The following is a 22,685-nucleotide window of genomic DNA, read 5'->3' on the forward strand; positions in this document are numbered from 1 at the left end:
CGGCGGCGATGAAGATGGTGCTCCATTGCCGCCGCGTGAGTCTTGGGGGATTAGAAATTGGGGTCCGCGCGAAGGCGGGAGGGACTTGGTTTAGGCGGATACGCGCATGGCGCTGATCATGTTGCCGTAGACCGTGTTGAGGGTGCTCAGGTTGCCGTTGAGGGCAATCATGTTTTCCTTGTAGGCTTTCGTCTGGTCGGAAGTAGCGGCCAGATCGGCCATGGCCTCGTTCAGCTTGGCGTAGAAGTTGCCCATCTGGCGAATCTGCTCGCCGGTGCCGCTGAAGTCGGCATCCTGGAGTGCCTTGAGGCTGCTCATGCTCTTAGACATGTTCTGGAGCTCGGTGAGCATTCCGCCCAGCTGCTGCTCTACCACTTCGCCGTTGAGCGCGGCCACGGGGGCACCAACTACACCACCAGAAGAAAGGGGCATCACGTTAGCGTCGTAGTTGCTCAGGCCGGGGTAGAGTTTATCCCAGTAGTAATCGGGCTCGGGCCCGAGGACACCGATGAGAAGGAAGAGGAAGGCTTCTACGCCCAGACCAATGGTAAGGAGGTCGAACTTAACACCTCCGATGGTGGGCATCTCCCATGACTGGATTTTGTAAAGAGCACCGAGCATAACGATTGCGGCACCTACACCAATGATGAAGTTCTTGGCGTACTTGAAGGAGGGCGATTTAGTAATTGCCATTGTCTAGAACGTGAAGTTTTGGGGAAAGATGATGAAAGGATATTGCGTGGCTTTCCCCCTTTTTAAAAGAATTGGTTGTGTTCTCGTGGTCTCATCCACATTAACGCTCCCTTAACCGTCGTTTGGGGGGGCATATTGTTTAGCGACCGCGAAATTAAGCGCTTTTACGCACTTATACAAAAAATCTTCAAGTGGAAGAAAGTTTGGACGTGCAGCAGGCACTTCCAGGCACCATAACGCGGGTTTCCCCCTTTAGTGCATACGTCAGGAAAATTTTATTGGTGTGGACCCCATCATTTGTCGGGAGTCAGCCCAAAGCCCCGCCCTGCCCCAGGTTTACCGTCCATGCTGCCCCCCAGCGCTGCGTTGCTGGCTATCGTAAATCAGGCGCTGGCCCATCCCTTCGAGGGCATTGGGGGTCCGATCAAAGATGGCGGCCAGGGCGGGCAAATCGTTGGTGTAACACATCGCTTCGATCAAAAGGCCTTGTTCTTCGCGGGTCCAGGGTTCAAAGGAGCGGGGATGGGTGATGCGTGCGCGGGCTTTGAATGCGGGGAGTTTCTCGGTGGGGGTGCGCAGACCGAGGGCACGGACGGCTCGGCGCAGTTCTTCTGTTTTGGTATCCTCCAGGTGATTGAAGGGGGCGGAGCGAAAGAAGTCTACCTCTTTCCAGGGGTGGGGGTCCGGTTTGGGGGGCGCGCTCGTTTCGGCAATGGGTGGGGTTGGGGGAGAGATGACGGAGGCCACCAGGGCAGTCATTGCCTTGACGTCCAGGGTGTAACGGTACTGCCCGTAAGCAGTGAGGGTACGGAGACGTGGATCGACGATCGCGCGGCTTCCGCGCAAAACTTTAACAATTTGTTCGGCGGTGGGGCTGAAGCCTAAGTCGTGCAACTCGGCCTGGGTGGTCAGGATGACGGATGAAGGTATGCTGGGTTCGGCAGCAGGCAGCATCTGCTCAAGACTACGGTGCAGGGCAGTGATCTTCCGGCTTACCCGGGGATCGTGCAGGCAGGATTGGGGGTCGGCAACGGTTTTGCCGGTAAAAGGGTCTACGCCCCGGGCAAGGGCGGCAATGGAGGAGGAAAGGTGGGTTAAAGTCATGGCAAACGCATTTGGTGAGCCCCAAATTTCTGCTGCTGACTAAGGGTAAAGCAAGCTTTAAACGTATACTTGCGATTATATACGGATAAATACCTTTCACCGCTGTTCGCAGGGACTTCCCCGGCACCTGCGGCCGCGCCCACGATATTATACGCTCAGTTGGGACACAAAAAATTATTTACCCGCCTCGCAACTTTTGCCCGCCGGGGCGGCATTTACCCCCCAGTGAACTGCTTAAATTCCTACGCTATGCAACTTTTGCGAGGCCATTCAGGAGGGCAGCCCCTGCCGGGGTCGATGTTTACCATTCGCTGATCAGCGCCGGTGGAAGGACCGTGTTGCTCATCAGCACGTCCCCGGCCAGGATCCCTGTCTGACTCCCCCATTATTCCGGCCTTTGGCGGGCCCAACTTCTTTCCCGCAGTGGTCGGGGGGGAGCCTCCCCACCTACTTTCCCCAGTAGTCTAACGACACAGGCATTGCATCCGGGTTCGACTCCCGCCTGGGGAACCGCGGACATAGCTCAACGGTAGAGCGCCGGCTTGAAACCCCGGAGGTAGAGGTTCGATTCCTTTTGTCCACACCAACGCAGGTTCCGGTATGGAAACCTGCACACTGCCCGGTCGTATAACGGCGAATACTCCTGGTTTTGGTCCAGGCAATGAGGGTTCGATTCCTTCCCGGGCTGCTCGTTTGCGGAGGCTTACCTATACTTTGAGTTTGCCCTCTACGCTGTCGTCCATGGTGGTGCCGCTGACGATGGACGCCGCCATTTTAGCCAGGGATACCAGTTTTCCGTGCTTGGTATCCCAGTAGTATCCTTCCGATGGAGTGAAGCGGATCATCGTCAGATTGGGGTCGTCAACGCCTTCGGGGAACCAGACTTTGACCATTTCCGTCCAAAGTTCTTCCGCCTTAGCGCGATCAAAAACGATTTCCGCTTTCCCGAAGATGCTTAAATAGTCGTTGCCCCCGGCCTTGGTGCTGTAGATAAGCTGGCAGTCGGGGTCCTTGGTGATGTCCTGATTATGGTCGCTCCCCTTGGTGCTGAAGAACCAGATGGTGCCGTCGTCGTCGACCCCCTGGGTAGACATCGGGCAGGTATTAAAGGGTTTGTTGCCAAGGTTGGTGCAGAACATGGTGATGTCTACTGCTTTGGCAAGTTTCTGGATTTTCTCGATGGCCTCCCGGCTGAACAAATGCTGGATCGTTCCCATGGCGTTTTATTTTTTAAAGCGCGATGGGGCGGTGGGATGTTTGCTCGGCCGGGAAAAAGCGGGCGGTGGGGTAGGTCAGAGCACCAGCATGGCGTCTCCGTAGGCGTAGAAGCGGTATTTTTCCTTCTGGGCTACTTCGTAGGCTTCCAGGATGAGTTCCACATCTCCGAAGGCGCAGGTAGTGATGAACAGGCTGCTCTTGGGCATGTGGAAGTTGGTGAGCAGGCTATCGGGGATGTGGAAATCGTAGGGCGGGAAGATGAACTTGTTGGTCCAGCCTTCGTTGGGGGCCAGCAGGCGTTCGGCGCTGACGCTGTTTTCGATGGCGCGCAGGGTGGTGGTGCCTACGGAGCAAACTTTTCCTCCTTCCTTTTTGGTGGCGTTGACGATGGCGACGGCTTCGCGGTCAACGCGGAAATACTCGGCGTCCATTTTGTGCTTGGAAAGGTCTTCCACCTCGATGTCGCGGAAGGTACCCAGGCCCAGGTGGAGGGTGATTTCGGCCTTTTTCACGCCTTTGAGCTCCATGCGCATGAGCGTTTCGCGGCTGAAGTGCAGGCCGGCGGTGGGGGCGGCAACGGCACCGACTTCGCTGGCGAAAACAGTTTGGTAGCGCTCGGCGTCGCGGGCATCGGCTTCGCGGTCAAAGATTTTGGGCAGGGGGGTATTGCCGAGGCTGTAGAGTTCCTTTTGGAATTCCTCATTGGGGCCGTCGAAGAGGAAACGGATGGTGCGGCCGCGGCTGGTGGTATTGTCTACGACTTCAGCCACCAGGCGGGTAGCGCCTTTTTTGTCGTTGAAGTAAAGTTTGTTGCCTACCCGGATTTTGCGGGCGGGGTCTACGAGAACATCCCAGAGGCGGGCCTGTCCGTTGAGTTCCCGCAGGAGGAAGACCTCGATTCTGGCCTGGGTCTTTTCCTTGAGGCCGTAGAGGCGGGCGGGGAACACCTTGGTATTGTTGAAGATCAGGGTGTCTCCCTCGTCGAAATAGTCCAGCAGATCGGTAAACATCTTGTGCTCGATCAGGCCGGTGCTCCGGTGAACGACCATCAGGCGGCCATCGTCCCGGCGCTTGCTGGGGGTTTTGGCAATCAGCTTATCCGGCAGTTCGAACTTAAATTGCGACAGTTTGGTCCTCATTACCAATTCGTATTTTGGGCTTGTTTTTTGCTAAACAGCGGGCAAAGGTAGGCTTTTTTTACCGACCAATAGCAAGATAAAAATGGGGGTGGTGGCAAGTTTTGCGGAGCGTGAGGCCCTGGTGGGCCACTACGCCATGGAGTGCTGCCGCTGATTCGTCTTAAAAACCGGGCTATTAGTCTATTCCGGGCCCGCGCCAAGCCTTGCCACCTTACCTTTAGGGTTGGTATTGTGCACGTGCTGATGGGAAAAGACTACACCCAGGCCAGTACATCCTGCGCTCCTCTACCACCCAGCAGCTCCCACTCCAATCCGCTACCACTATGTTATTCCTGAAAGTTCTGAACGAAAGCGTCCGCCAGGCCTGGTCTCAGCTCACCGGCAACAAACTGCGCACTTTCCTTTCGCTGCTGGGCATTTCGATCGGCATCTTTTGCATCATTGGGGTGCTTTCGGCCGTAGATTCCCTGGAAGACAACGTCTCGGGCAGCCTCGCCAAACTGGGTGACGATGTGGTGTACATCGATAAATGGCCCTGGAAAGACAACAGCAACGACTGGTGGGAATTCTTCCAGCGCCCCTACCCCGACCACGACGATTACGAAGCGCTGAAGGAAAAAATGCCCTCCGCTTCACTCGTTTCCTACTGGACCGTGCCGGGCTCCAAGGCCCTGAAGTACCAGTCCAACAGCGTCGAAGGAGGCTTCCTGTTCGTCACGACTTACGAGATGGACCGCCTCTTCAACATCACCATTGAAAAAGGCCGGTACTGGACGAATGCGGAGTACACCGGCGGCGCCGACAAGATGTTGCTCGGCCACGCAATCTCCAATGAACTCTTCGGAGCCCTGGAGCCGGTAGGAAAAACCGTAAAGATGGGGGGCCGCAAATACGAGGTCATCGGGGTACTTGAAGCGGCGGGCGGCGACCTGATCAATCCTCTTGACTTCGACGACGCGATAATGGTGACTTACAACAACGCGGCCCGCTTCATCAACCTGAAGAACCGCAACCAGTATGGCGGCACCATTGGGGTAAAGGCCAAAGAGGGCGTACCTACCCAGCAGTTGCAAGACGACATCCGCGGCATTCTCCGCTCCAACCGTCGGCTGCGCCCACGTGAGGGCGACAACTTTGCCCTGAACGAACTGAGCATGATGGCCGATGCCCTCGGCAGTTTCTTCGGCGTGCTCAATATGATGGGCTGGCTAATCGGCGGCTTCTCCATCATCGTAGGGGCCATCAGCGTAGCGAACATCATGTTCGTATCAGTGAAGGAGCGGACCAGCCTGATCGGCGTCAAAAAGGCCCTCGGTGCGCGGCAGTTCGTCATCCTGCTGGAGTTCCTGACCGAATCGGTCATCCTTTGCATCATCGGTGGCCTGATGGGGCTGGTGCTGGTAGTAGGCATCACCTCCATCATCAACACCTCCTTCGAATCCTTCGCCATTACCCTCAGCGCGAAGAACGCTATTCTCGGGGTAGTCCTCTCCGCCGTAGTAGGGATACTGGCCGGGGCTATACCCGCCGGCCAGGCCGCGGCCATGGACCCGGTGGAGGCGATGCGGAGTTGAGATTAGTTCAATAGTTCAATAGTTCAATAGTTCATAGTTCATAGTTCATAGTTCATAGTTCATAGTTCATAGTTCATAGTTCATAGTTCAATAGTGAACCACTGACTACTAAACTACCAGACTACTGAACTACTAGACTACTAGACTACTAGACTACCAGACTACTGAGCTACCAGACTACTGAACTACTAGACTACCAGACTACTGAACTACTAGACTACCAGACTACTGAACTACTAGACTACCAGACTACTGAACTACCAGACTACTGAACTAAAAAAAGGCCGTTGCGAATGGTTTCGCAACGGCCTTTTTTTGCCGGAATCCGGGAAAGTCAGTTCGGGATTACTCCTGTACCACTTCCATGGGCATTTCGTGAGTAACCTCGGGGTGCAGTTTCAGTACCAGGGTGTAGGTACCCAGGTCTTTGGCTTCCTCGGGCAGGTGGATCTTCTTACGCTCGATCTCAACGCCGAACTGGTCGAGCAGGTGCTTTTTCACCTGAAGTTCGGTGATGGAGCCGAAGATGCGGCCGCTCGTGCCCGCCTTGGCACCCACCGTAAGGGTCTTGCCAGCGAGGGTGGCAACGATGGCTTTGTAGACGTCCAGACGCTTTTGCTCCTGGGCCTCTTCGCGGCGTACCATTTCGTTCAGGCGGCCCATGTTGGACTTATTGGCGAGGATGGCCAGCCCACGGGGCAGGAGGTAATTGCGGCCGAAACCGTCTTTCACTTTGATTACTTCGTACTTGTCGCCGACTTTATCGACGTCTTTCAGCATAATTACGTTCACGGTAAATTATGTTGTCCCACCCTTTTGGGGCGGTGCCCCGTTCGGTGAGTGGTTAGGAAAAAAGGAGGGGGAGGAAAGTGGAAATGTCGCCCCCGGATTCTTTCGGGTGCGACATTTCTGCTTTTCAGATTTACTTGAGGAGGTCCGTCAGGTAAGGCAGCATAGCGAGGTGGCGGGCCCGTTTGATGGCCGTACCGATCTTACGCTGGAACTTGAGGCTGTTGCCGGTGATGCGGCGGGGGAGGATCTTGCCTTGCTCGTTCACGAAGGTGAGGAGGAAGTCAGGATCTTTGTAATCGATGTACTTGATGCCGTAGCGCTTGAAACGGCAGTACTTCTTCTTACGTCCTCCGATTTTAGGATTCGAGAGGAACTTGATATCGTCACGAGTAGCCATGATGATTCTTTTTAGTGGTTAGTTTTGGATGGCCGTGGCAGGGCGGGCTGGGTTTACACCGGGCGGGCCGCCAGTGGCCGTTACATTATTCTTCTTCCTTGAAGCTTTCGGCGTCGCCGGAGGCGTAGCCAGAGAGGCTGGGGGAATCGCCTTTCTTACGGCTTACACCGTGTGCGGCAACTTCGCTCTTGGCCAGCTTATCTTGCTTCTTGCGTTTGGCTTTACCAATTTTGCCGGCGCGCTTATCGGCATTGTACTGCACGCCGTACTTATCGAGCGCCACCGTCAGGAAGCGCAGGATGCGTTCGTCGCGGCGCAGGGCCAGCTCGAAGGGATTGATAAAGGCACCGTCTGGTGAAGTGAACTCGACGCTGTAGTAGACGCCGTTGCTGCGCTTGTTGATGTCGTAAGCCAGCGTGCGCAGGCCCATTTCATCAACGTAAACGATTTCGCAACCCTCCTTCTGGAGGTTGTCTACGTACGTCTGAGCCGTCGACTTGATGTCCTCGGTCGACAGCACTGGATCTACGATGAAAGTGATCTCGTAATTTCTCATATGGATCAGTCGTACTGATGGTTAAAGAATAAGTGAAAATGCCAGCCGGGGCGCGGGGCCCTGGCTAAGGGGGTGCAAAGATAAGGTATTTTCCTGAGAATCCTAGGAAACTTTGCCGGGCCGTTAAATTTTAGGGGGTTGGGGCGGATGATGTCTTTTCCCAACCGGGGCTTACATGCCGGCGAAGTTCGAGAAGCCCCCGTCGACGCGCAGTACGGTTCCGGTGACGAAGCTGGCGGCATCTGAGACGAGGTAGAGCAGTGCTCCGGCCAGTTCTTCGGGTTCGCCAAAGCGCCCCATGGGGGTTTGGTCGAGCACCTGCTGCCCGCGGGCGGTGGGGCTGCCGTCGGGATTCAGCAGTAAATGGCGGTTTTGCTCGGCGATGAAAAAGCCGGGAGCGATGGCGTTGACGCGCAGGCGGCCGGCGTAACGGCGGGCGAGTTCCGCCCCCAGCCAACCGGTGAAATTATCGATCGCGGCCTTGCTGGCCGAGTAACCTCCAACCCGGGTCAGCGGCCGGTCGGCGGCCATACTGGAGATGTTGACGATGCTGCCGCCCCCGGTCATGGCGGCGCCGAAAATGAGGCTGGGCAAAACAGTCCCCATCAGGTTAAGATCAATCACGGCGCGCCAGTCTGCCGGGTCGGTGGCAAAAAGATCGGCGGTAGGCATTACCGTCGCCCCCGGGCGGTTCCCACCAGCGGCGTTGACCAGAATGGTGGGAGGGCCGAAGGTGGCCTGCAACTCGGCCAAAGCTGCGCGCAGGGAGGCCTCGTCGGTGACGTCGCCCGCCAACGCCAGGGCCGGCTGGCCAGTAGCTGCGGTGAGGGCGCTGGCTGCATCCTCCAGCTTCGCACGGCTGCGGCTCAGCAGGGCCACCCGGGCACCAGCCGCCGCCAGAGCGTGGGCCATGGCCATCCCCAATACCCCCGCTCCGCCGGTCAAAACGGCCACCTGGCCCGTAAGGTCTGCACTAAGGTTCTTCATCGGCGGATACGCGTTCGGTTTAAAACGATAGGACGCGCCGAAGGTAGTGGACACCGTACAAGTCCCCGAATTTATTTGGGCGCGGCCGCAGGTGCCAGGGAAGTTGAATGAGCAATGCATGAATGCGTGAATGCTGGTGGGTGCATGGCAAGTCATGGGCTAAAAGGTAATTTTTCGCCGGTAGGGGGAGTGTTCGAGACTGTTCGTCTAAGTGCGTCGCTGGTAGGGGGTTCCTTGAGGGTGTTACAAAATCCGGGTCTGCCAAATTTCGGGCCTCCGTCATGCCAGGGGAATGGACCGGACGAGACATCCGGAGCAGGCATCTGACAAGCTTTCTCCTCGTCCTTTCCCTGCACCTGCGACCGCGCCCCCTTATTCCTTTCCGCCCTTTCTCCCTTTTCCCCGTAGAGCGAACACCCCGTTAAAAAATGGTCTTTGGGTAAATAGTCGCTCCGTCGGGGCAAGACCGCCACTTGATTTGACGTTACGCCCACCTCCCTTGGGCCGTATCTTTACACGCTATGTTCAAAGCCGTTTTTTCGCTCAGCTTACTTTTCGCTTTACCCTATTTCGCTTCCGCCCAGGTGCGCCTGCTCGTTGCCGGCAATACGGCCGACGCGGGCCCCGGCTTTTTCCGTAGCCTCCACGAACGCATTGCGGCGGAAGAAGGACCAACCGCCGTGCTTTTTGCGGGCGATTACCTCCTGGAATGTACTGCAGCGATGCGCAACACCACGTCTTTACCCGGCACCGTGGGTGGGCCCTTTGCGGCGTTGGAACCTCTGGTGGACCTGGCCCGACGGCATCCGCAGGTGGCCTTTTACCTGGTGCCCGGTGACCGCGACTGGGACCAATCCGGGGTGAACGGCCTGGACTGCGTCAAAGCCCTCGAGCAATACTTTTTGGCCCAGGGGCTCACCAACCTACACTGGCCCCTGCCGAATGGCTGCCCCGGCCCGGAGGTCATCCCCCTCTCCCCTACCGTGCTGCTGATGCTGCTCAACACCCAGTGGTGGAACCACCCCTACGATAAGCCGGTGCCCGCCGATGCCGACTGTGATTTTGCGGATACGTCCATTGCCCTGGACGAAATCACCAGCACCATCGAAGAGAACCGCGACCGCAACATTGTGATCGCGGGCCATTACCCTCCGAAGTCTCAGGGGCGGCGTGGCGGCAGTTTCCCTACCCGCGACCACCTGGTGCCGCCCATCATCGGCAGTTTCCGCCTTTCCTGGCGGCAGAACGTAGGCACCCCCGACGAGATCACCAACGCCCGTTTTGCGGAAATCGGGGATAAGCTGCGCGATTTCAATGGCTACTACTCGGGCCTTTTCTTTATTGGCGCGCAAGACCGCAGCCAGCAGCTGTTGCGTTTCCGCAACAATTACATCCTTAACGCTGGCGCGGCCGGCCCGGGGCGCTGGGTGGCCCGCCACAAACCAGCCCTCCACACCAGCCGAGAACCGGGTTACACCGAACTCCACTTTGCGGCGGATGGGGAAGTCAGCTACGCCTACTACCGGGCCAGCAACGGAACCCCGGCCTGGCGCAAGACGATCTACCACGCCCCCTGTGGGATTGTCCATGATTCCTTACCCATCAACCCGGCCTTTCCACCCTGCGGTATGGAGGAGGAGGCCATGGAGGCCCTGCCGGATTCATTCCCCGCGCGGGTCACGACGGTAGCCGGGGAGCAGTACGCGCGCTCGGGCTTTGCCCGCACCTTCCTGGGTACCCATTACCGCCGCGCCTGGACCGTCCCCGTGGAAGTGCCCACGCTGGACCTGGCCCAGGAATTTGGTCAGCTGCGCCCCACCGAAATCGGGGGAGGACGGCAGACGACCTCGCTTAAACTGCGTAACGAACGCGGCGAAGGCTTCGTCTTTCGGTCGGTCGATAAAAACCCCAGCAAGGCCCTCGACTTCGAAATACGCAACACCGTCATTGGCAGTACCGTGCGCGACCAGACGAGCTCCGGCCACCCCTACGGCGCGGTGGTGGTGGCTCCTCTGCTGACCGAAATCGGCATTCTCCACGCCAACCCCCGCCTGTTTGTCTTGCCCCCCCAAGCAGCTTTACAGGAGTTCAATGCCGAGTTCGGGGGGATGCTGGGCACCCTGGAAATCCGCCCGGAAGGAGAGGAAAAAAAACAGCGGGAGGACGGCGTTTTTGACGCCGAAAAAGTCCTGAAAAGTTACGAACTCTTCCGCGAGCGCTTTGACGACCAGGAAGTGGTGATCGACTACCGCGAGTACCTGCGGGCCAGGCTCTTCGACTTGTTGATCGGAGACTGGAGCCGGCAGGAAGACAACTGGAAGTGGGCGCTCTACGAGGTCGGGGCAGTCAGGCACGTCCGGCCCATCCCCCGCGACCGCGACAATGCTTTTTCGCGCATGGATGGTGTTTTTCCCTGGATTGTGTCGCGGCGTTGGGCCGTGGCAGGATTGGAAAATTTCGGATTTGGCCGTCCGGACATCCGCAGCCTTTCCCACGAAGCCAGGCACCTCGACCGCCTGTTGCTGAGTTCGATGGGGCGGGAAGATTACCGGCGGGAGGCGGCCACGATCCAGGCCGCCCTGACCGACTCCGTCATTGAAGCGGCCGTCCGGGAAATGCCAGCGGCGGCTTACGAAAGTTCCGGCCCCGAGCTGGTGGCAAAACTGAAAAAACGCCGTGATGACCTGGGCAGCTACGCCGACGCTTTTTTCCGACTGTACGCCGAACGGGTGGACGTGGTGGGCACCAACGATGAGGAGCGGTTTGAGGTACATACTGCCGAAGATGGCCGGGTGACGGTGACGGCAATCGACCTGAAGGGGAAAAGCGAAGGCAAAACACTGTACTACCGGGAGTTTGTGCCGGGGGAGACGCGTGAAATCTGCATCTACGGGCTGGGGGATGATGACCAATTCCAGTTGACCGGGCGATCTGGCGGACCCATCCGCATCAGGCTGATTGGCGGGCCTGGTGGCGACCAATTTGCCAGCGAGGTCGGGAAGGGCCGTAATGCGCTGGCCTACGAAAACAGCAAGGCACAGTACGAGGACGCTGGGCCGGGCCTCCGCTTTGTCCGCAACTGGCGCGATGAACTTTATTATTACGACCGGACGGCCAGGGAGCGCAATTCGCTGGCCCCGACCGTGGGGGTGGGGTACAACTCTTTCAACGGTGCCAGCCTGGGGGTGGGGCTGGTGTACACCCGCCGCAATTTTACCCGTCGCGATTATGCCGCCCGCTACCGGGTCTACGTGGAGGGCAGCACCCTGGGCAACTTTGCCGTGGAACTGAATGCGGAATACGGGGAAGTGCTGGGTAAGCTGGATCTGGTGTTTAATAGTCATTTGGGCCGCCCCGACTTCTACAACTTCTTTTACGGCCTGGGGAACAACTCGGTGAAAGACCCCGAGCGGGTGCGCAACGAATTCTACCTGATCCGCCTGCAAACCCTCGCGATGGAAGGGGGCTTGCGGCGGAGCTTCGCTGGCCGGAGCAGCTTCAGCCTGCTGGCCGGGCACCGGGATGCGGAGACCATCAACACCGAAAACACCGTTCTGGACACCGACGATGCGCCTTTTGGTACCGGTACCCTGGGCTACGCCTACCTCTACCCCGCGCTGCGGCTGGATTTGCGGGATCACCCCAAGTTGCCTTCCAAAGGCGTCCTGTTCGAGGCCAGCCAGAAATGGGGGCGCACCGATGGTGGCGGAGCCTTCGGCGTCAGCAAGGTGGCCGCCGAGATCCATTTCAGCACCCGCCGCTTCCCGATTTCGCTGAGCCTGCGCACGGGCTACGCCAACAGCCAAGGGACCGTCCCCTTCTACGAACTGCCCACCCTGGGGCGCAACTACAGCCTGCGGGGCTACGAACGCAATCGCTTTGTGGGCGATGGCTACCTGCATTACAACGTGGAGTTTCGCACGCCCTTTGCGCTCATCCGCAGCCGGGTCGTCCCCTTCGCGTTGGGCTTGCGCTTGTTCCTCGACCGGGGGAAAATCCTTACCCACGGCGAAAGCGGAGCGGAATTTAAGACGGCGCGGGGCTTTGGCCTGTACATTATTCCCGTTTCCCGCTCCTTTACCCTGAGTGCTACGGCGGGCTTCTCGAAGGAAGAAAAGGGCATTTTGCAAGTGTCGGCGGGTACCCGGTTTTAGGGAGTGAAGGAAAGAAAAAGATAGAAGATGTAGTAACATTAAAAACTTTTTGTAGCTTCGCTCAAACAAAACCACCTTTTTTATGATGCCACTCAACTTTTGGCTTGTCTTCGTGGTAGCCCTCATCCCCCTGGCGATCGGCTTCCTTTACTACGGGCCCGTCATGTTCCACCGCACGTGGATGCGGGAGGCGGGCCTTACCGAAGAGCAGCTGGCCGGAGCCAGCATGCTCAAAATCTTCGGCCTTACCTACCTCTTTAGCTTCTTCATCACCATGGCGCTGCAAATGGTGGTCATCCACCAATTCGGGCTATCGGGCCTGTTCGCGATGCTGCCCGAGTGGAATGACCCCGGCAGTGCACTCTGGGCCGACCTCAACGCGCTCCACGCGAAATGGGACATGTACGCCCGCCACCGTCACTTCGGCCACGGTGCACTGCACGGTGGGATGTTTGCCCTGATGTTCGTTTGGCCCATCATCGCCATAAACGGCCTCTTCGAACGGAAAAGCTGGAAGTACATCGCCATCCACACGGGTTACTGGTTCCTCTGCCTGACCTTGATGGGGGGTGTACTCTGCCAGTGGCTGCAACTGCCGCTGCCGCCGGTTTAGCATATCGCTGAAGGGTCGGGGTGGTTCAGCTGAACCGGGTGAACTACCCCGGCCCTTTGCTCCTAATTGTTTGGGACAAGTACACTCATATTGCCGATCCATTTGCGCTAAAATCCTTCTACCTTTATACCCCGCCACCAAACGTTTTTGCCATCCAGAAACATTCTTCTGCCTTCAGCCTGGTTTTACCGCGGCAGCAGCGCCTGGGGCTGTTTGCGTTGCTCCTGTTGTTGGGTGCCCTGGCGGGATGGCGGAGCACTTCCGGGCCGGGTGTGCCGGATGACCCGGTCGTTGAAGCAGCAGCGCAACTACGGGCCGCGCGGGCCCTGGCCGACGCGCGGGATTTTCGTCCTCCGCCGGAGTCCTTCCGCTTTGATCCCAATACCGTGACGGCGGAAGAATTGCTGCGGCTGGGCCTGAGCGAGCGACAAGCGGAAAGCTGGCTCAAGTTCCGGGGGAACCGCCCGGATGCATTTCGGCGGCCGGAAGACGTAGCCAAACTTTTCGTTTTGAGCGAAGACGACAAAGCCCGGCTGCTTCCCCTGCTGGAGTTTGCGGGCCAGGGCGGCAGCGGGGGGCGCAACTGGCCCGGGGAAGAAAATTTTGCTTTTGACCCCAACACCGTCAGCGCCCAGGACCTTCAGCGGCTGGGCCTCAGTGAAAAGCAAGCGGCGGCCTGGGTGCGCTACCGCAGCCGCAGCGCTACCACCTTCCGCCGTCCCGAAGACATCCGCCGCCTGAACACCCTCAGCGACGCCGATAAGGAGCGGCTCGTTGGCCTGGCCGTCATTGCCCCGCCCAGCAGTACAGCAGTTCCCGTGCAACGTTTTCGCTTCGATCCCAATACCATTTCGGCCGATAGCCTGGAGTTGCTGGGCTTTCCCCGCTGGCAGGCGGAGTCTTTGCTCCGCTACCGGGCTGGCCGCCCCGTCACCTTCCGCCGGGCAACGGATCTGCGGCGGGTGAAGTCCCTGGATTCCACGCTGGTGGAAAGCCTGCTGCCGCTGGTAGCCTTGCCTGCGGGCACCGAAGCCGACCGCTACGTACCCAAAGGCCCGCCGCCCCCACTGGGTTCCCTGGATATTAACCGGGCAGACACGACGGCCTGGCGCAGCTTGCCCGGGGTGGGGAGATACCGGGCCCTGAGCATCGTCCGCTTCCGCGAAGCACTCGGTGGCTTTTATTCGGTAGAGCAGGTAGCCAGCACCCGCGGACTACCGGATTCAACTTTTCAGGCCATCGCGCCTTATCTCAAGGCCAGTCCCGTACCCCGGCCCTTGGCCATCAATAGGGCCACTTACGAGGAACTTGCCCGCCATCCTTACATCAACCGGAACCTGGCCAATTCCATCGTCAACAACCGGGAAAAAGCCGGTCGCTTCAACGGACCCGAAGACCTGCGCCGGCTGCGCCTGATCAAAGAAGAAGAGTTGCCCCGTTTACTCCCTTACTTCTCTTTTGAGTAAACAGGACGCTCTCCCACCCCACTAAATCTCCCCCATGCAAACGCTCTTTTCTCTCGTCGGCAATACCCCTTTGGTGGATCTATCCGACCTGGTGGATAACCCCGCCGTGCAACTTTTTGGTAAGCTGGAAGGACAAAACCCCGGCGGCAGCGTCAAAGACCGCGCCGCCCTCAGCATGCTGATGGGGGCCTGGGAACGGGGGGATCTGGACGGCGGAAAATCCATCGTAGAAGCCACCAGCGGGAATACGGGGATTGCCCTGGCGATGATTGCCGCGAAGATGCGCATTCCCATTACCCTGATCATGCCCGACAATTCTACGGTAGAACGGGTCGACGCCATGCGGGCCTACGGGGCAGAAGTGATCCTGACCCCAGCGGCCCGCACCATCGAGTACAGCCGGGAGTTGGCCCAGGAAATGGAAGACTCCGGAGAGTACCTGCAACTCAATCAGTTCGCCAACGACGACAACTGGCTGGCGCACTACCGGACCACCGGACCAGAGATCTGGCGGGACACGGCGGGCGAACTCACGCACTTCGTTTCCAGCATGGGTACCACCGGCACCATCACGGGAACGGGGCGCTACCTCCGCGAGCAGTCAGACCGCGTCCAGATCGTGGGCGTACAACCCACTGACGGCAGCAACATCCCCGGCATCCGCCGTTGGAGCCCCGGGTTTTTGCCCAAGATTTACGACGACAGCGTGGTGCACCGCAAGATCGACGTCAGCGAAGCCGAAGCCGTGGAAACGATGCGCCGCCTGGCCCGCGAGGCAGGGGTATTCGCCGGCGTAAGCTCCGGGGGCAGCACGGCGGCCGCCATCAGATTGGCCGACGAACTGGAAGAAGGCCTCATCGTCTGCATCATCTGCGACCGGGGAGACCGCTACCTATCCAGCGGACTATACGCCTGAAAAACCGCCCTTAAACGAAGAGCATAACTAAGGCCAGCAACACGCCGCCGGCGGCAAACAGCAAGCCCTTGCGCAGGATGGGCCCGGAAGGCATGTACATCCAGAAAGCAGAAACGACGAAGAAAAACAGGGACAAGCCGAAGAAAATATTCAGGAAGAAGAGCGTGTCTTTGGTGGTCGCCTTGTGCAGGTGCGTCAGTTTATCGAGCACAAAGGGCAGCGCGTACTTGGTGTGCACAGTAGCGCCCGTGGCCTGGTTGTAAGTGCCGTCTTTGAAGGTAAGGATATCGCCCTGCGTTGATTCCACCTTAAAGTCGCGGATTTTCAATTCCTGGCCCAGTGCCTCGGCCGTCAGGTTGGGGGCCAGGGTCATTTCCTGGGTGTTGGCCACCTTGAAAGTGTTGGTCTGGCGGAAAATCAGCACGATGCCGCTGATGGCGTAAATGGCCATGATACCAGAAAGAAAAAAGCCGAGATAACGGTGCCAGATGCGCATTTTCAGGCTGGTAGGTTGCTGGGGGGTCATAGTGAAAAGCTGACGTTTTGCGGGGAGAGCACCAGGGGCGCGGCCGCAGGTGAAAAGAAATGGATGAAGAGCAAGGGGCGGCCAGCAACGCCAACCGCCCCGCGAAGGTAAGTAAGTAGTAATTTATTTAGACAACGTCCAGATAGATTCTTTTCTTTGGTGCTCATCCCTGCGGGGGGACGATGGGGCTGAGCATGCTGGCAGCGCGCATTTACTTCCCCTGCTCCCTTATTCCGGGACTTGCACCTGCGGCCGCGCCCTCGGGCTGCTTCAATGCTAGAAATCGTCGCCGCCGCCGCCGTTTTGGTCGCGGTCACCTCCCTGGCGCTCGCGGCCTTTTTGCTTCACCTGGCGCAGGCTGTACTGGAAGCCGAGGTAGACGATGCGGCTTTCGCGCTGGAATTCGCTGTCGGTGAATAGCCCGCCCACGTCGGTGGTGAAGCGGAAGCGACGTTGGTTGAAGAGGTCGGATACGCGCAGGGTGATGGCGCCTTTGTCATTGAGCACGGGCTTGCGAAAGCCGAGGTCGAGCGACTGGATGGCGCGGATGCGGCCCTGGGGAGTGATGCCGGGGCTGCGGTAGAAGTAGGTGAACTGGGTGGTGATGTCCCACGGCAGCTCGTAGCCCCCCTGGAGGCGACCATTGAAGAGGTAGCCGTTGGCATCGACGGTGCCCTCGGCGAGCTGACCATCGATTTCGCTGCGGTAGGCGTTGAGGGAGAGGGTAAAATCGAGCTTTTCGGACGGCCGCAGGGTCGTGATAACCTCTACCCCGTAGTCGCGGCCCCGGTCGAGGTTGGCGCGGGTACCGAGGCTGACGCCGCCCGGCAGTGTTTCGGTAACGCGGGTAATGAGGTCATTGAGTTGGCGGTAGTAAAAGCCCCCGGTGAAGGTGCCGGCCCCGAAGCGCTGCTGCAGGTTGAGTTCGAAGCTATTAATCAGTTCCGGCAGCAGGAAAGGATTACCGGTACGCAGGTTGAGGGGGTCGCCACGGTCTACGAAGGGGTTCAGGTCCCAGGAACGGGGGCGGTTGACGCGGCGGCTGTAGCTGGCCTGGATGGTACTTCCTTCGGCGACTTCGTAGCCCAGGAAGACGCTGGGGTAGACCTTGAAGTAGTCGTTTTCAAAAGTCTCAACGTTGGGCTCCGTCAGGCGGCTGGTGGTGTAGGCCTGCTCCGCGCGCAGGCCGGCGCTGAAGACGAGCTTATCCACCTTACCGCCGAAGGTGGCGTAAAGGGCGTGGATGTCTTCGTCGTAAAAAAAGCGGTTGCTGTTGCTGTCAATTTTGACAAAATCGCCGATCGTCTCATCAAATTCGTTGAAGATGCCGAGGTTATCGAGGCGTTGGAGGGTAGAACGCCAGCCGGTTTCCAGCTTAAATTCGCCAATCTTCTGCTCGTAGTCGAGCTGGCCGAGAAACTGTTTACGGCCGCTCAGGGTGGGGCTGTTTTGCAGGATCTCGTCGTATACCACGCCTTCGGGGGTGGAGAATACTTCGCGGTAATTCTCGATTTCTTCCTCGTTGCTGTCGCTGAACTGGAGGGCACCGGTGAGTTGGCGTCCCTCCTTCCGGAAGGTCGTTTGGTAGTTGGCGCGGATCTCGTAGTCGGTCTCATCGTTCGGCTCCCGCTCGGTGCGGATGCTGGTGAAGGCGGAGTTGTTGTTTTCGTCGAAGAAGGTGGTGGTGCGGAGGTTTCCGTTGTCGCCGCTGCTGAGTTGGTAGTTGCCGCTGATCTGGAAGGTGGAGCGATCGTTGATGGCGTATTCGGTTCCCAGCTTGAGGAGTTGAGACTGTCGCATGCGGTTGCCATCGAAAGTAAAGATGCGGCTGAAGGAAGTATCGGCGAAGGTGGCTTCCTGTTCGCGGTAGCCACGGAAGAAGCGTTCATCGGAGCGGCCACTGATGCCGAAGGTGGTATTGAATTTGCCCTTGCGCCAGTTGGCATCGAGGCTGCCGTCGAATTTGTTGTTCGTGCCGGCGTTGAGGTTGACCGTGGCGTTGAAGCCGTCTTCGGTCTTGTTTTTGAGGACGATGTTGATCAGGCCGCCCGTGCCGTCGGGGTCGAAGCGGGCACCGGGGTTGGTGATGACTTCGATGCGTTCGATGTTAGCGGCGGTGAGGGACTGGAGGAAGGTTTGCTGATTGGCACCGGTGAGTCCGCTGGGCCGGCCATTGATGAGGAAGCGGACGTTGCCGTTGCCGCGGAGGCTGACGTTGCCTTCGAGATCGACGGTGATGCTGGGGATCTGCCGCAGGAGGTCTTCGGCGGAGCCCCCGGCAGCGGCGATGGTTTTTTCTACGTTGAAGACTTTGCGATCGAGGCCGAGTTCCATCACGGCGCGTTCGGCAGTGACGATAACTTCTTCCAGCTGCTGGCCGTCGGGGCCGAGGGCGATGGCGTCGAGCTCAAAAAAGCGCTTGGCTTCGGAAAGTTCCAGTTGCCGGTCTTCGGTGGCGTAGCCGATGAAGCTCATCTCCAGGCGGTAGTCGCCGTAGGGCAGGTCTTTGATGACAAAAGTTCCGTCGATATCGGAAGTGGTGCCGGCCACCAGATCGCCCGTAACGTTATAAATGGCAACGTTGGCAAAGCCGATGGGCTCGCCCGTGTTTTCCTCCAGCAGCTGCCCGCTGAGCCCACCCGTGTTGGGGGCCAGCGATTCGGAGGGGCCGCTCTGGGCGCTAAGGGTCAGGCTGAAAAAGAGACAAAAGAGTAAAGATGCTAAAGTTTTCATGGGCAATTCGCAGGTTAGGAGGCTGAGGCTACTGGGAGAAAAAAAGTACAGTCTGGCGACGTTGGATAAAGAAGTTTACCCCTTGGAAGGTCATCGATAATTCGCCATTTTCATTTGGTGGTACGAAAATAGTCCCGCCGGGAACGCCGCGTGCGGCAATTAGACCATCTGGGAAAAACAATCGACCATTCGGGAAAAAGGCCCCAATCCCTGAGAAATGGACCGAAATGGCCCGATCGCCGAGGCTTTTACCCAAAATGTAGAATACACCATGCTAACAGGAGGAATTGGACCTAGTTTTGTGTTCTCCATTATTTCGAGTCCGTCTGACCCGCTCAGGCCTTAGCACTTGTTCACTGTTCCCGCTCGGCCGCCTTTTGCGGGCAGCCCGCAAATCGAAGCCTTCGGACCAGCTCTTCCACCACCTGACTACTCAAGCTCCACCATGGCCAGCTTATTTCCGCGCAACACCAAGGTTTTACTGCACGCCGCTTTCTGGCTGGTGTACGCCTCCTTTTTCTTTTACCAGATCAGCTACGGCCGCAAGGGCGAGCCCGACTGGTCGAAGATTGTCCCCGACTTTTTCTTCCACATCTCGTCGCTGCTCGTCATCAGCTACATCACCTACTTCCTCCTGTTGCCCAAGCTGCTGAAAGACCAAAACGTGCGGGGCTTTTTGCTGACCTTCCTGCCCATCTTCGGTGGAATGACCTACCTGATGCTGGTGGGCAAACAGTATCTGGTGGATGGGCTTACCCACCAGGAGAACTGGGTTTACTCCCTGCGCTTTGGCCTGAACGTAGCCATGAGCGCCTTCCTGATCACGGCCTTCGTGGGCCTTTTGAAATTTGTGGAGGACTATTTCGAGCTGGAAGCCCGCCGCAAAGACCTGGAAAACCAGCAGTTGACGTCGGAGCTTCGTTTCCTCAAGGCCCAAATCAATCCCCATTTCCTGTTCAATACGCTGAACAACCTTTACTACCTGGCCTACAACCAGTCTCCCCGCACCCCGGAGGTGATTGCCAAGCTTTCGGGCATGATGCGCTACATGCTCTACGACAGTAACCATGCGAAGGTGCCCCTGACCAAAGAAATCGAGTACATCGAGAATTACCTCGATCTGGAGCGGCTGCGGCTCAACGACGAAGTGCCGATTACCTTTGAAGTGGAAGGCGACGTTGCCAACGCCGCCATTACCCCCCTCATCCTGATCACCTTCCTGGAAAATGCCTTTAAGCACGGGGTAAGCAATACCGCCGAGGGTTCCTGGATCACCGTCAGCCTGAGCGTCCAAGAGGGCTACTGCTACTACCGCGTGGCCAACAGCAAAATGGAGGACTCGGGCAAGGCGGTCCTGGAAAAATCCGGCATCGGCCTGCGCAACGTACGCCGCCGCCTCGACCTGAGCTACCCCAACCAGTACCAACTGAAATTCAGCGACGATGCCGAGCGCTACGTGGTAGACCTGGCGCTGAAACTGGAGAAAAGCCCCGTCCTAGTATGAAACTCACCTGCCTGATCGTGGAAGACGAACCCATGGCCCGCCGCCTGCTGGAGCAGTACGTGGATAAGGTAGCCTCGCTGGAGCTATTACAGTCTTTGGGCAGCCCGCTGGCGGCGCTGGAATTTCTGAAAGAAACTACGCCGGACGTCCTTTTCCTGGACGTCCAAATGCCCGAAATAACCGGCATCGCGCTCCTGAAAATCCTCCAGCGCAAGCCCTACGTCGTGCTCACCACGGCCTACTCGGAATACGCGATTGAGGGCTACGAACTGGACGTAACGGATTACCTGCTCAAGCCCATCACCTTCGAGCGTTTTTTGAAGACGGTCGAGAAAATCACCCAGCTGGCGCAGCAGCGCTTGGCCCCGTCGTCCTTAGCTCCTGCGGCTTCCCCGGCACCTGCGGACGCGCCCGCCAACGACACCACGGCCGATTTTCTTTTCGTCAAGGACGGCACCAAATCCGTCCGGGTCAATTTCGATGACGTGCAGTACATCGAGGGCCTGAAAGACTACGTGCGCATCCATACGCCGGCCCGGAAGGTGACGACGTTGCAGAGCCTGAAAAAACTGGCCGAGATGCTGCCCGCAGATCGTTTTATCCGCATCCACCATTCTTACATTGTGGCCGTGAAGTGGCTCGATGAGGTGCACCGCGACGAGGTGAAAATTGGCGATGAACTACTGCCCATCAGCAATACCTACCGCAAAGAATTCCGGCAATTCATCGAAGACCGGCACTTGAAGTAGCGAAACAAAACCAGCTTGGTGCCAGTGCAATCGCCTCAGGCGCCAAGGACTTCGCGGACAATTCGCTCGGCTTCGGCCAGGGCGGTGGGCAGGTCGTCGTTGGTCAAAACCCGATCAAAAGTGTGGAGGTAAGTCAGCTCTTCGGCGGCGCGGACGATGCGGGCGTGGAGATCGGCCTCGCTCTCGGTGCTGCGGTCGCGCAGGCGCTGGAAGAGAATCTCCGGGCTGGGCGGATTGACGAAAACGGCGGTGCTGCCGTGGGGGTAAAGCCGTTTCAGGTTGGTGGCCCCTTTCACTTCGATGTCGAAGACGATGGTTTTCCCTTGGCTCCAGAGGCGTTCTAACTCGCTGCGCAGCGTGCCGTAGTAGCGGCCCGGGTAGACTTCTTCGTATTCCACGAACTCCCCCTGGCGAATTTTTTCCTGAAAATCTTCGGTACTCAGAAAGTAGTAGGCCACGCCGTGTTCTTCGCCGGGGCGGCGGGGACGGTTGGTGGCGGAAACGGAGAAGGCCAGGTCGGGAAATTGCCGCAGGAGGTGGCGGACGATGGTCGTCTTTCCAGCCCCCGAGGGCGCGGTAAAAATCAGGAGTTTACCCGTGGAGGCATCAGGCAACATTGGCAAGTTGTTCTTTGATCTGCTCGAGATGTTCTTTCATGTTGACCACCAGTTTCTGAATTTCGGGCGCGTAGGCTTTGGCGCCGAGGGTATTGACCTCGCGGCCGATTTCCTGGCTGATGAAGTTGAGCTTACGGCCTTTTACGGCGTCTTCATTGCCCAGGATTTCGAGGAAATACTCGCAATTTTGGCGCAGGCGGACTTTCTCCTCGTTGATGTCCATTTTTTCGAGGTAGAAGAGGACTTCCTGTTCGTAGCGGTTTTTATCGACGTTGCTGCGGCCGAGGAAATCCTGCAGGTGTTTGGCCATGCGGTCGCGGACGGATTGCACGCGATCTTCTTCGTACTTCCCGACTTCGCCGAGGAGGTCCATGATGATCTGGCAGCTGTTGGCGAGGTCGGCGGCCAGGACGTCGCCTTCCTGGAGGCGGTACTCATCGAGGTGCAGCAAGCAGGCTTCGGTGGTGCTTTTGAGGCTTTCCCAGTCGGCGTCGGAGAGGCGATCGGAGCCGCCTTCGACGATGCCGGGGATGCGGAGCAGGGCGGCGTAGAGGCCATCGGCGTGGCCGGCGGCGAGGCCGAGCTGCCCGGTTTGGGCCACTACCTCGCGGTACAGACGGCTGAGCAAGGGGGCGTTGACTTTGACGGCGCTGCCGCCGGTTTCGTCGGTAATCTCCACGTTGATGTCGAGTTTACCCCGCTTGGCCCCGTCGAGCACCAGCCGGCGCAGCTCCATTTCGTACTTGTGGAGCTGCTGGTTGGCGCGCATCCGCAGGTCATTCTGTTTGCTGTTGAGCGAGCGAATTTCGACGGTAAAGGTCTTACCGTTAACGGTTTGGGTGGCGCGGCCGTAGCCGGTCATGGATAGGAGCATGGGGCAAAGATAAGGAAAGGAGTAAAGGCGGAAGGGCGTAAAGGAATAAGGGAGTAAAGGAGGAAGGGGGTAA

General features: G+C 58.3%; 20 protein-coding genes and 2 tRNA genes. 9 read left to right on the top strand and 13 right to left on the bottom strand.

Annotated features, from left to right (window positions below; genetic code table 11):
- Positions 1 to 90: 90 nt before the first annotated feature.
- Both H9S92_RS15150 and H9S92_RS15155 read right to left on the bottom strand, forming a co-directional pair.
- Positions 91 to 693 (bottom strand): GldL-related protein, encoded by a 603-nt coding sequence (locus H9S92_RS15150; protein ID WP_187467542.1) that lies wholly within the window; start codon positions 691 to 693, stop codon positions 91 to 93.
- Positions 694 to 1,029: 336 nt separating this feature from the next.
- A complete protein-coding gene (locus tag H9S92_RS15155; RefSeq protein WP_187467543.1) occupies positions 1,030 to 1,797 on the bottom strand; it encodes a hypothetical protein in 768 nt (255 codons plus the stop codon).
- Between the two features lie 512 nt (positions 1,798 to 2,309).
- On the opposite strand from H9S92_RS15155, the gene H9S92_RS15160 reads away from it, so the two are divergent.
- Positions 2,310 to 2,383, top strand: a tRNA-Phe gene (locus H9S92_RS15160).
- Positions 2,384 to 2,414: 31 nt separating this feature from the next.
- Positions 2,415 to 2,485, top strand: a tRNA-Gln gene (locus H9S92_RS15165).
- A gap of 19 nt (positions 2,486 to 2,504) precedes the next feature.
- Here the strand turns inward: H9S92_RS15165 and H9S92_RS15170 are convergent.
- Positions 2,505 to 3,014, bottom strand: a complete 510-nt coding sequence (locus tag H9S92_RS15170) for a pyridoxamine 5'-phosphate oxidase family protein (RefSeq protein ID WP_187467544.1) — start codon at positions 3,012 to 3,014, stop codon at positions 2,505 to 2,507.
- 75 nt (positions 3,015 to 3,089) lie between these two features.
- On the bottom strand, positions 3,090 to 4,154 hold the full coding sequence (gene queA, locus H9S92_RS15175) for a tRNA preQ1(34) S-adenosylmethionine ribosyltransferase-isomerase QueA (protein ID WP_187467545.1): 1,065 nt from the start codon (positions 4,152 to 4,154) through the stop codon (positions 3,090 to 3,092).
- Positions 4,155 to 4,477: 323 nt separating this feature from the next.
- On the opposite strand from queA, the gene H9S92_RS15180 reads away from it, so the two are divergent.
- The gene (locus tag H9S92_RS15180; protein ID WP_187467546.1) at positions 4,478 to 5,728 is read left to right on the top strand and encodes an ABC transporter permease; all 1,251 of its coding nucleotides are present in this window, start codon (positions 4,478 to 4,480) and stop codon (positions 5,726 to 5,728) included.
- Positions 5,729 to 6,073: 345 nt separating this feature from the next.
- Here H9S92_RS15180 and rplI read toward each other — a convergent pair whose 3' ends face one another.
- The 4 genes from rplI to H9S92_RS15200 form a co-directional block, all read right to left on the bottom strand.
- Positions 6,074 to 6,520: a 50S ribosomal protein L9 gene (rplI, locus tag H9S92_RS15185; protein WP_187467547.1), complete on the bottom strand. Its 447-nt coding sequence runs from the start codon at positions 6,518 to 6,520 to the stop codon at positions 6,074 to 6,076.
- 130 nt (positions 6,521 to 6,650) lie between these two features.
- Positions 6,651 to 6,917, bottom strand: coding sequence for a 30S ribosomal protein S18 (rpsR, locus tag H9S92_RS15190; RefSeq protein WP_222936127.1), 267 nt, complete (start codon positions 6,915 to 6,917; stop codon positions 6,651 to 6,653).
- An 85-nt stretch (positions 6,918 to 7,002) separates the two neighbouring features.
- The gene (rpsF, locus tag H9S92_RS15195; protein ID WP_187467548.1) at positions 7,003 to 7,473 is read right to left on the bottom strand and encodes a 30S ribosomal protein S6; all 471 of its coding nucleotides are present in this window, start codon (positions 7,471 to 7,473) and stop codon (positions 7,003 to 7,005) included.
- A gap of 171 nt (positions 7,474 to 7,644) precedes the next feature.
- Positions 7,645 to 8,460, bottom strand: a complete 816-nt coding sequence (locus tag H9S92_RS15200) for an SDR family oxidoreductase (protein WP_187467549.1) — start codon at positions 8,458 to 8,460, stop codon at positions 7,645 to 7,647.
- A 521-nt stretch (positions 8,461 to 8,981) separates the two neighbouring features.
- Between H9S92_RS15200 and H9S92_RS15205 the strand changes: the two genes are divergently transcribed.
- The 4 genes from H9S92_RS15205 to cysM all read left to right on the top strand — a co-directional run bounded on the left by H9S92_RS15205 (position 8,982) and on the right by cysM (position 15,609).
- Positions 8,982 to 12,614 (top strand): BamA/TamA family outer membrane protein, encoded by a 3,633-nt coding sequence (locus H9S92_RS15205; RefSeq protein WP_187467550.1) that lies wholly within the window; start codon positions 8,982 to 8,984, stop codon positions 12,612 to 12,614.
- An 82-nt stretch (positions 12,615 to 12,696) separates the two neighbouring features.
- Entirely contained in the window at positions 12,697 to 13,227 is a 531-nt protein-coding gene (locus H9S92_RS15210) for a DUF1761 domain-containing protein (protein WP_222936128.1), read from the top strand.
- Between the two features lie 56 nt (positions 13,228 to 13,283).
- Positions 13,284 to 14,693 (top strand): helix-hairpin-helix domain-containing protein, encoded by a 1,410-nt coding sequence (locus tag H9S92_RS15215; RefSeq protein WP_187467551.1) that lies wholly within the window; start codon positions 13,284 to 13,286, stop codon positions 14,691 to 14,693.
- Between the two features lie 34 nt (positions 14,694 to 14,727).
- Complete coding sequence (gene cysM / locus H9S92_RS15220; protein ID WP_187467552.1) at positions 14,728 to 15,609, top strand: cysteine synthase CysM; 882 nt, start codon at positions 14,728 to 14,730, stop codon at positions 15,607 to 15,609.
- A 10-nt stretch (positions 15,610 to 15,619) separates the two neighbouring features.
- Here cysM and H9S92_RS15225 read toward each other — a convergent pair whose 3' ends face one another.
- From H9S92_RS15225 to H9S92_RS22030, 3 genes are all read right to left on the bottom strand, one after another.
- Positions 15,620 to 16,135, bottom strand: a complete 516-nt coding sequence (locus tag H9S92_RS15225; protein ID WP_187467553.1) for a PepSY domain-containing protein — start codon at positions 16,133 to 16,135, stop codon at positions 15,620 to 15,622.
- 276 nt (positions 16,136 to 16,411) lie between these two features.
- The gene (locus tag H9S92_RS15230; RefSeq protein WP_187467554.1) at positions 16,412 to 18,868 is read right to left on the bottom strand and encodes a TonB-dependent receptor domain-containing protein; all 2,457 of its coding nucleotides are present in this window, start codon (positions 18,866 to 18,868) and stop codon (positions 16,412 to 16,414) included.
- A 28-nt stretch (positions 18,869 to 18,896) separates the two neighbouring features.
- Positions 18,897 to 19,124, bottom strand: a complete 228-nt coding sequence (locus H9S92_RS22030) for a hypothetical protein (RefSeq protein WP_222936129.1) — start codon at positions 19,122 to 19,124, stop codon at positions 18,897 to 18,899.
- A 189-nt stretch (positions 19,125 to 19,313) separates the two neighbouring features.
- On the opposite strand from H9S92_RS22030, the gene H9S92_RS15235 reads away from it, so the two are divergent.
- The gene (locus tag H9S92_RS15235) at positions 19,314 to 20,372 is read left to right on the top strand and encodes a sensor histidine kinase (protein ID WP_187467555.1); all 1,059 of its coding nucleotides are present in this window, start codon (positions 19,314 to 19,316) and stop codon (positions 20,370 to 20,372) included.
- Positions 20,369 to 21,121 carry a LytR/AlgR family response regulator transcription factor gene (locus H9S92_RS15240; RefSeq protein WP_187467556.1) on the top strand — a complete coding sequence of 251 codons (753 nt, stop codon included), beginning with the start codon at positions 20,369 to 20,371 and terminating at the stop codon, positions 21,119 to 21,121. The genes H9S92_RS15235 and H9S92_RS15240 overlap by 4 nt, the downstream gene beginning before the upstream one ends.
- Before the next feature lie 35 nt (positions 21,122 to 21,156).
- On the opposite strand, the gene gmk is transcribed toward H9S92_RS15240, so the two are convergent.
- Both gmk and H9S92_RS15250 read right to left on the bottom strand, forming a co-directional pair.
- Positions 21,157 to 21,738, bottom strand: coding sequence for a guanylate kinase (gene gmk / locus H9S92_RS15245; protein ID WP_187467557.1), 582 nt, complete (start codon positions 21,736 to 21,738; stop codon positions 21,157 to 21,159).
- Positions 21,728 to 22,612 (bottom strand): YicC/YloC family endoribonuclease, encoded by an 885-nt coding sequence (locus H9S92_RS15250; RefSeq protein ID WP_187467558.1) that lies wholly within the window; start codon positions 22,610 to 22,612, stop codon positions 21,728 to 21,730. Before H9S92_RS15250 ends, gmk begins: the two co-directional genes overlap by 11 nt.
- Positions 22,613 to 22,685: the final 73 nt, after the last annotated feature.

Source organism: Neolewinella lacunae (assembly GCF_014349155.1).
In the GTDB taxonomy this organism is placed as follows: Bacteria; Bacteroidota; Bacteroidia; order Chitinophagales; family Saprospiraceae; genus Neolewinella; species Neolewinella lacunae.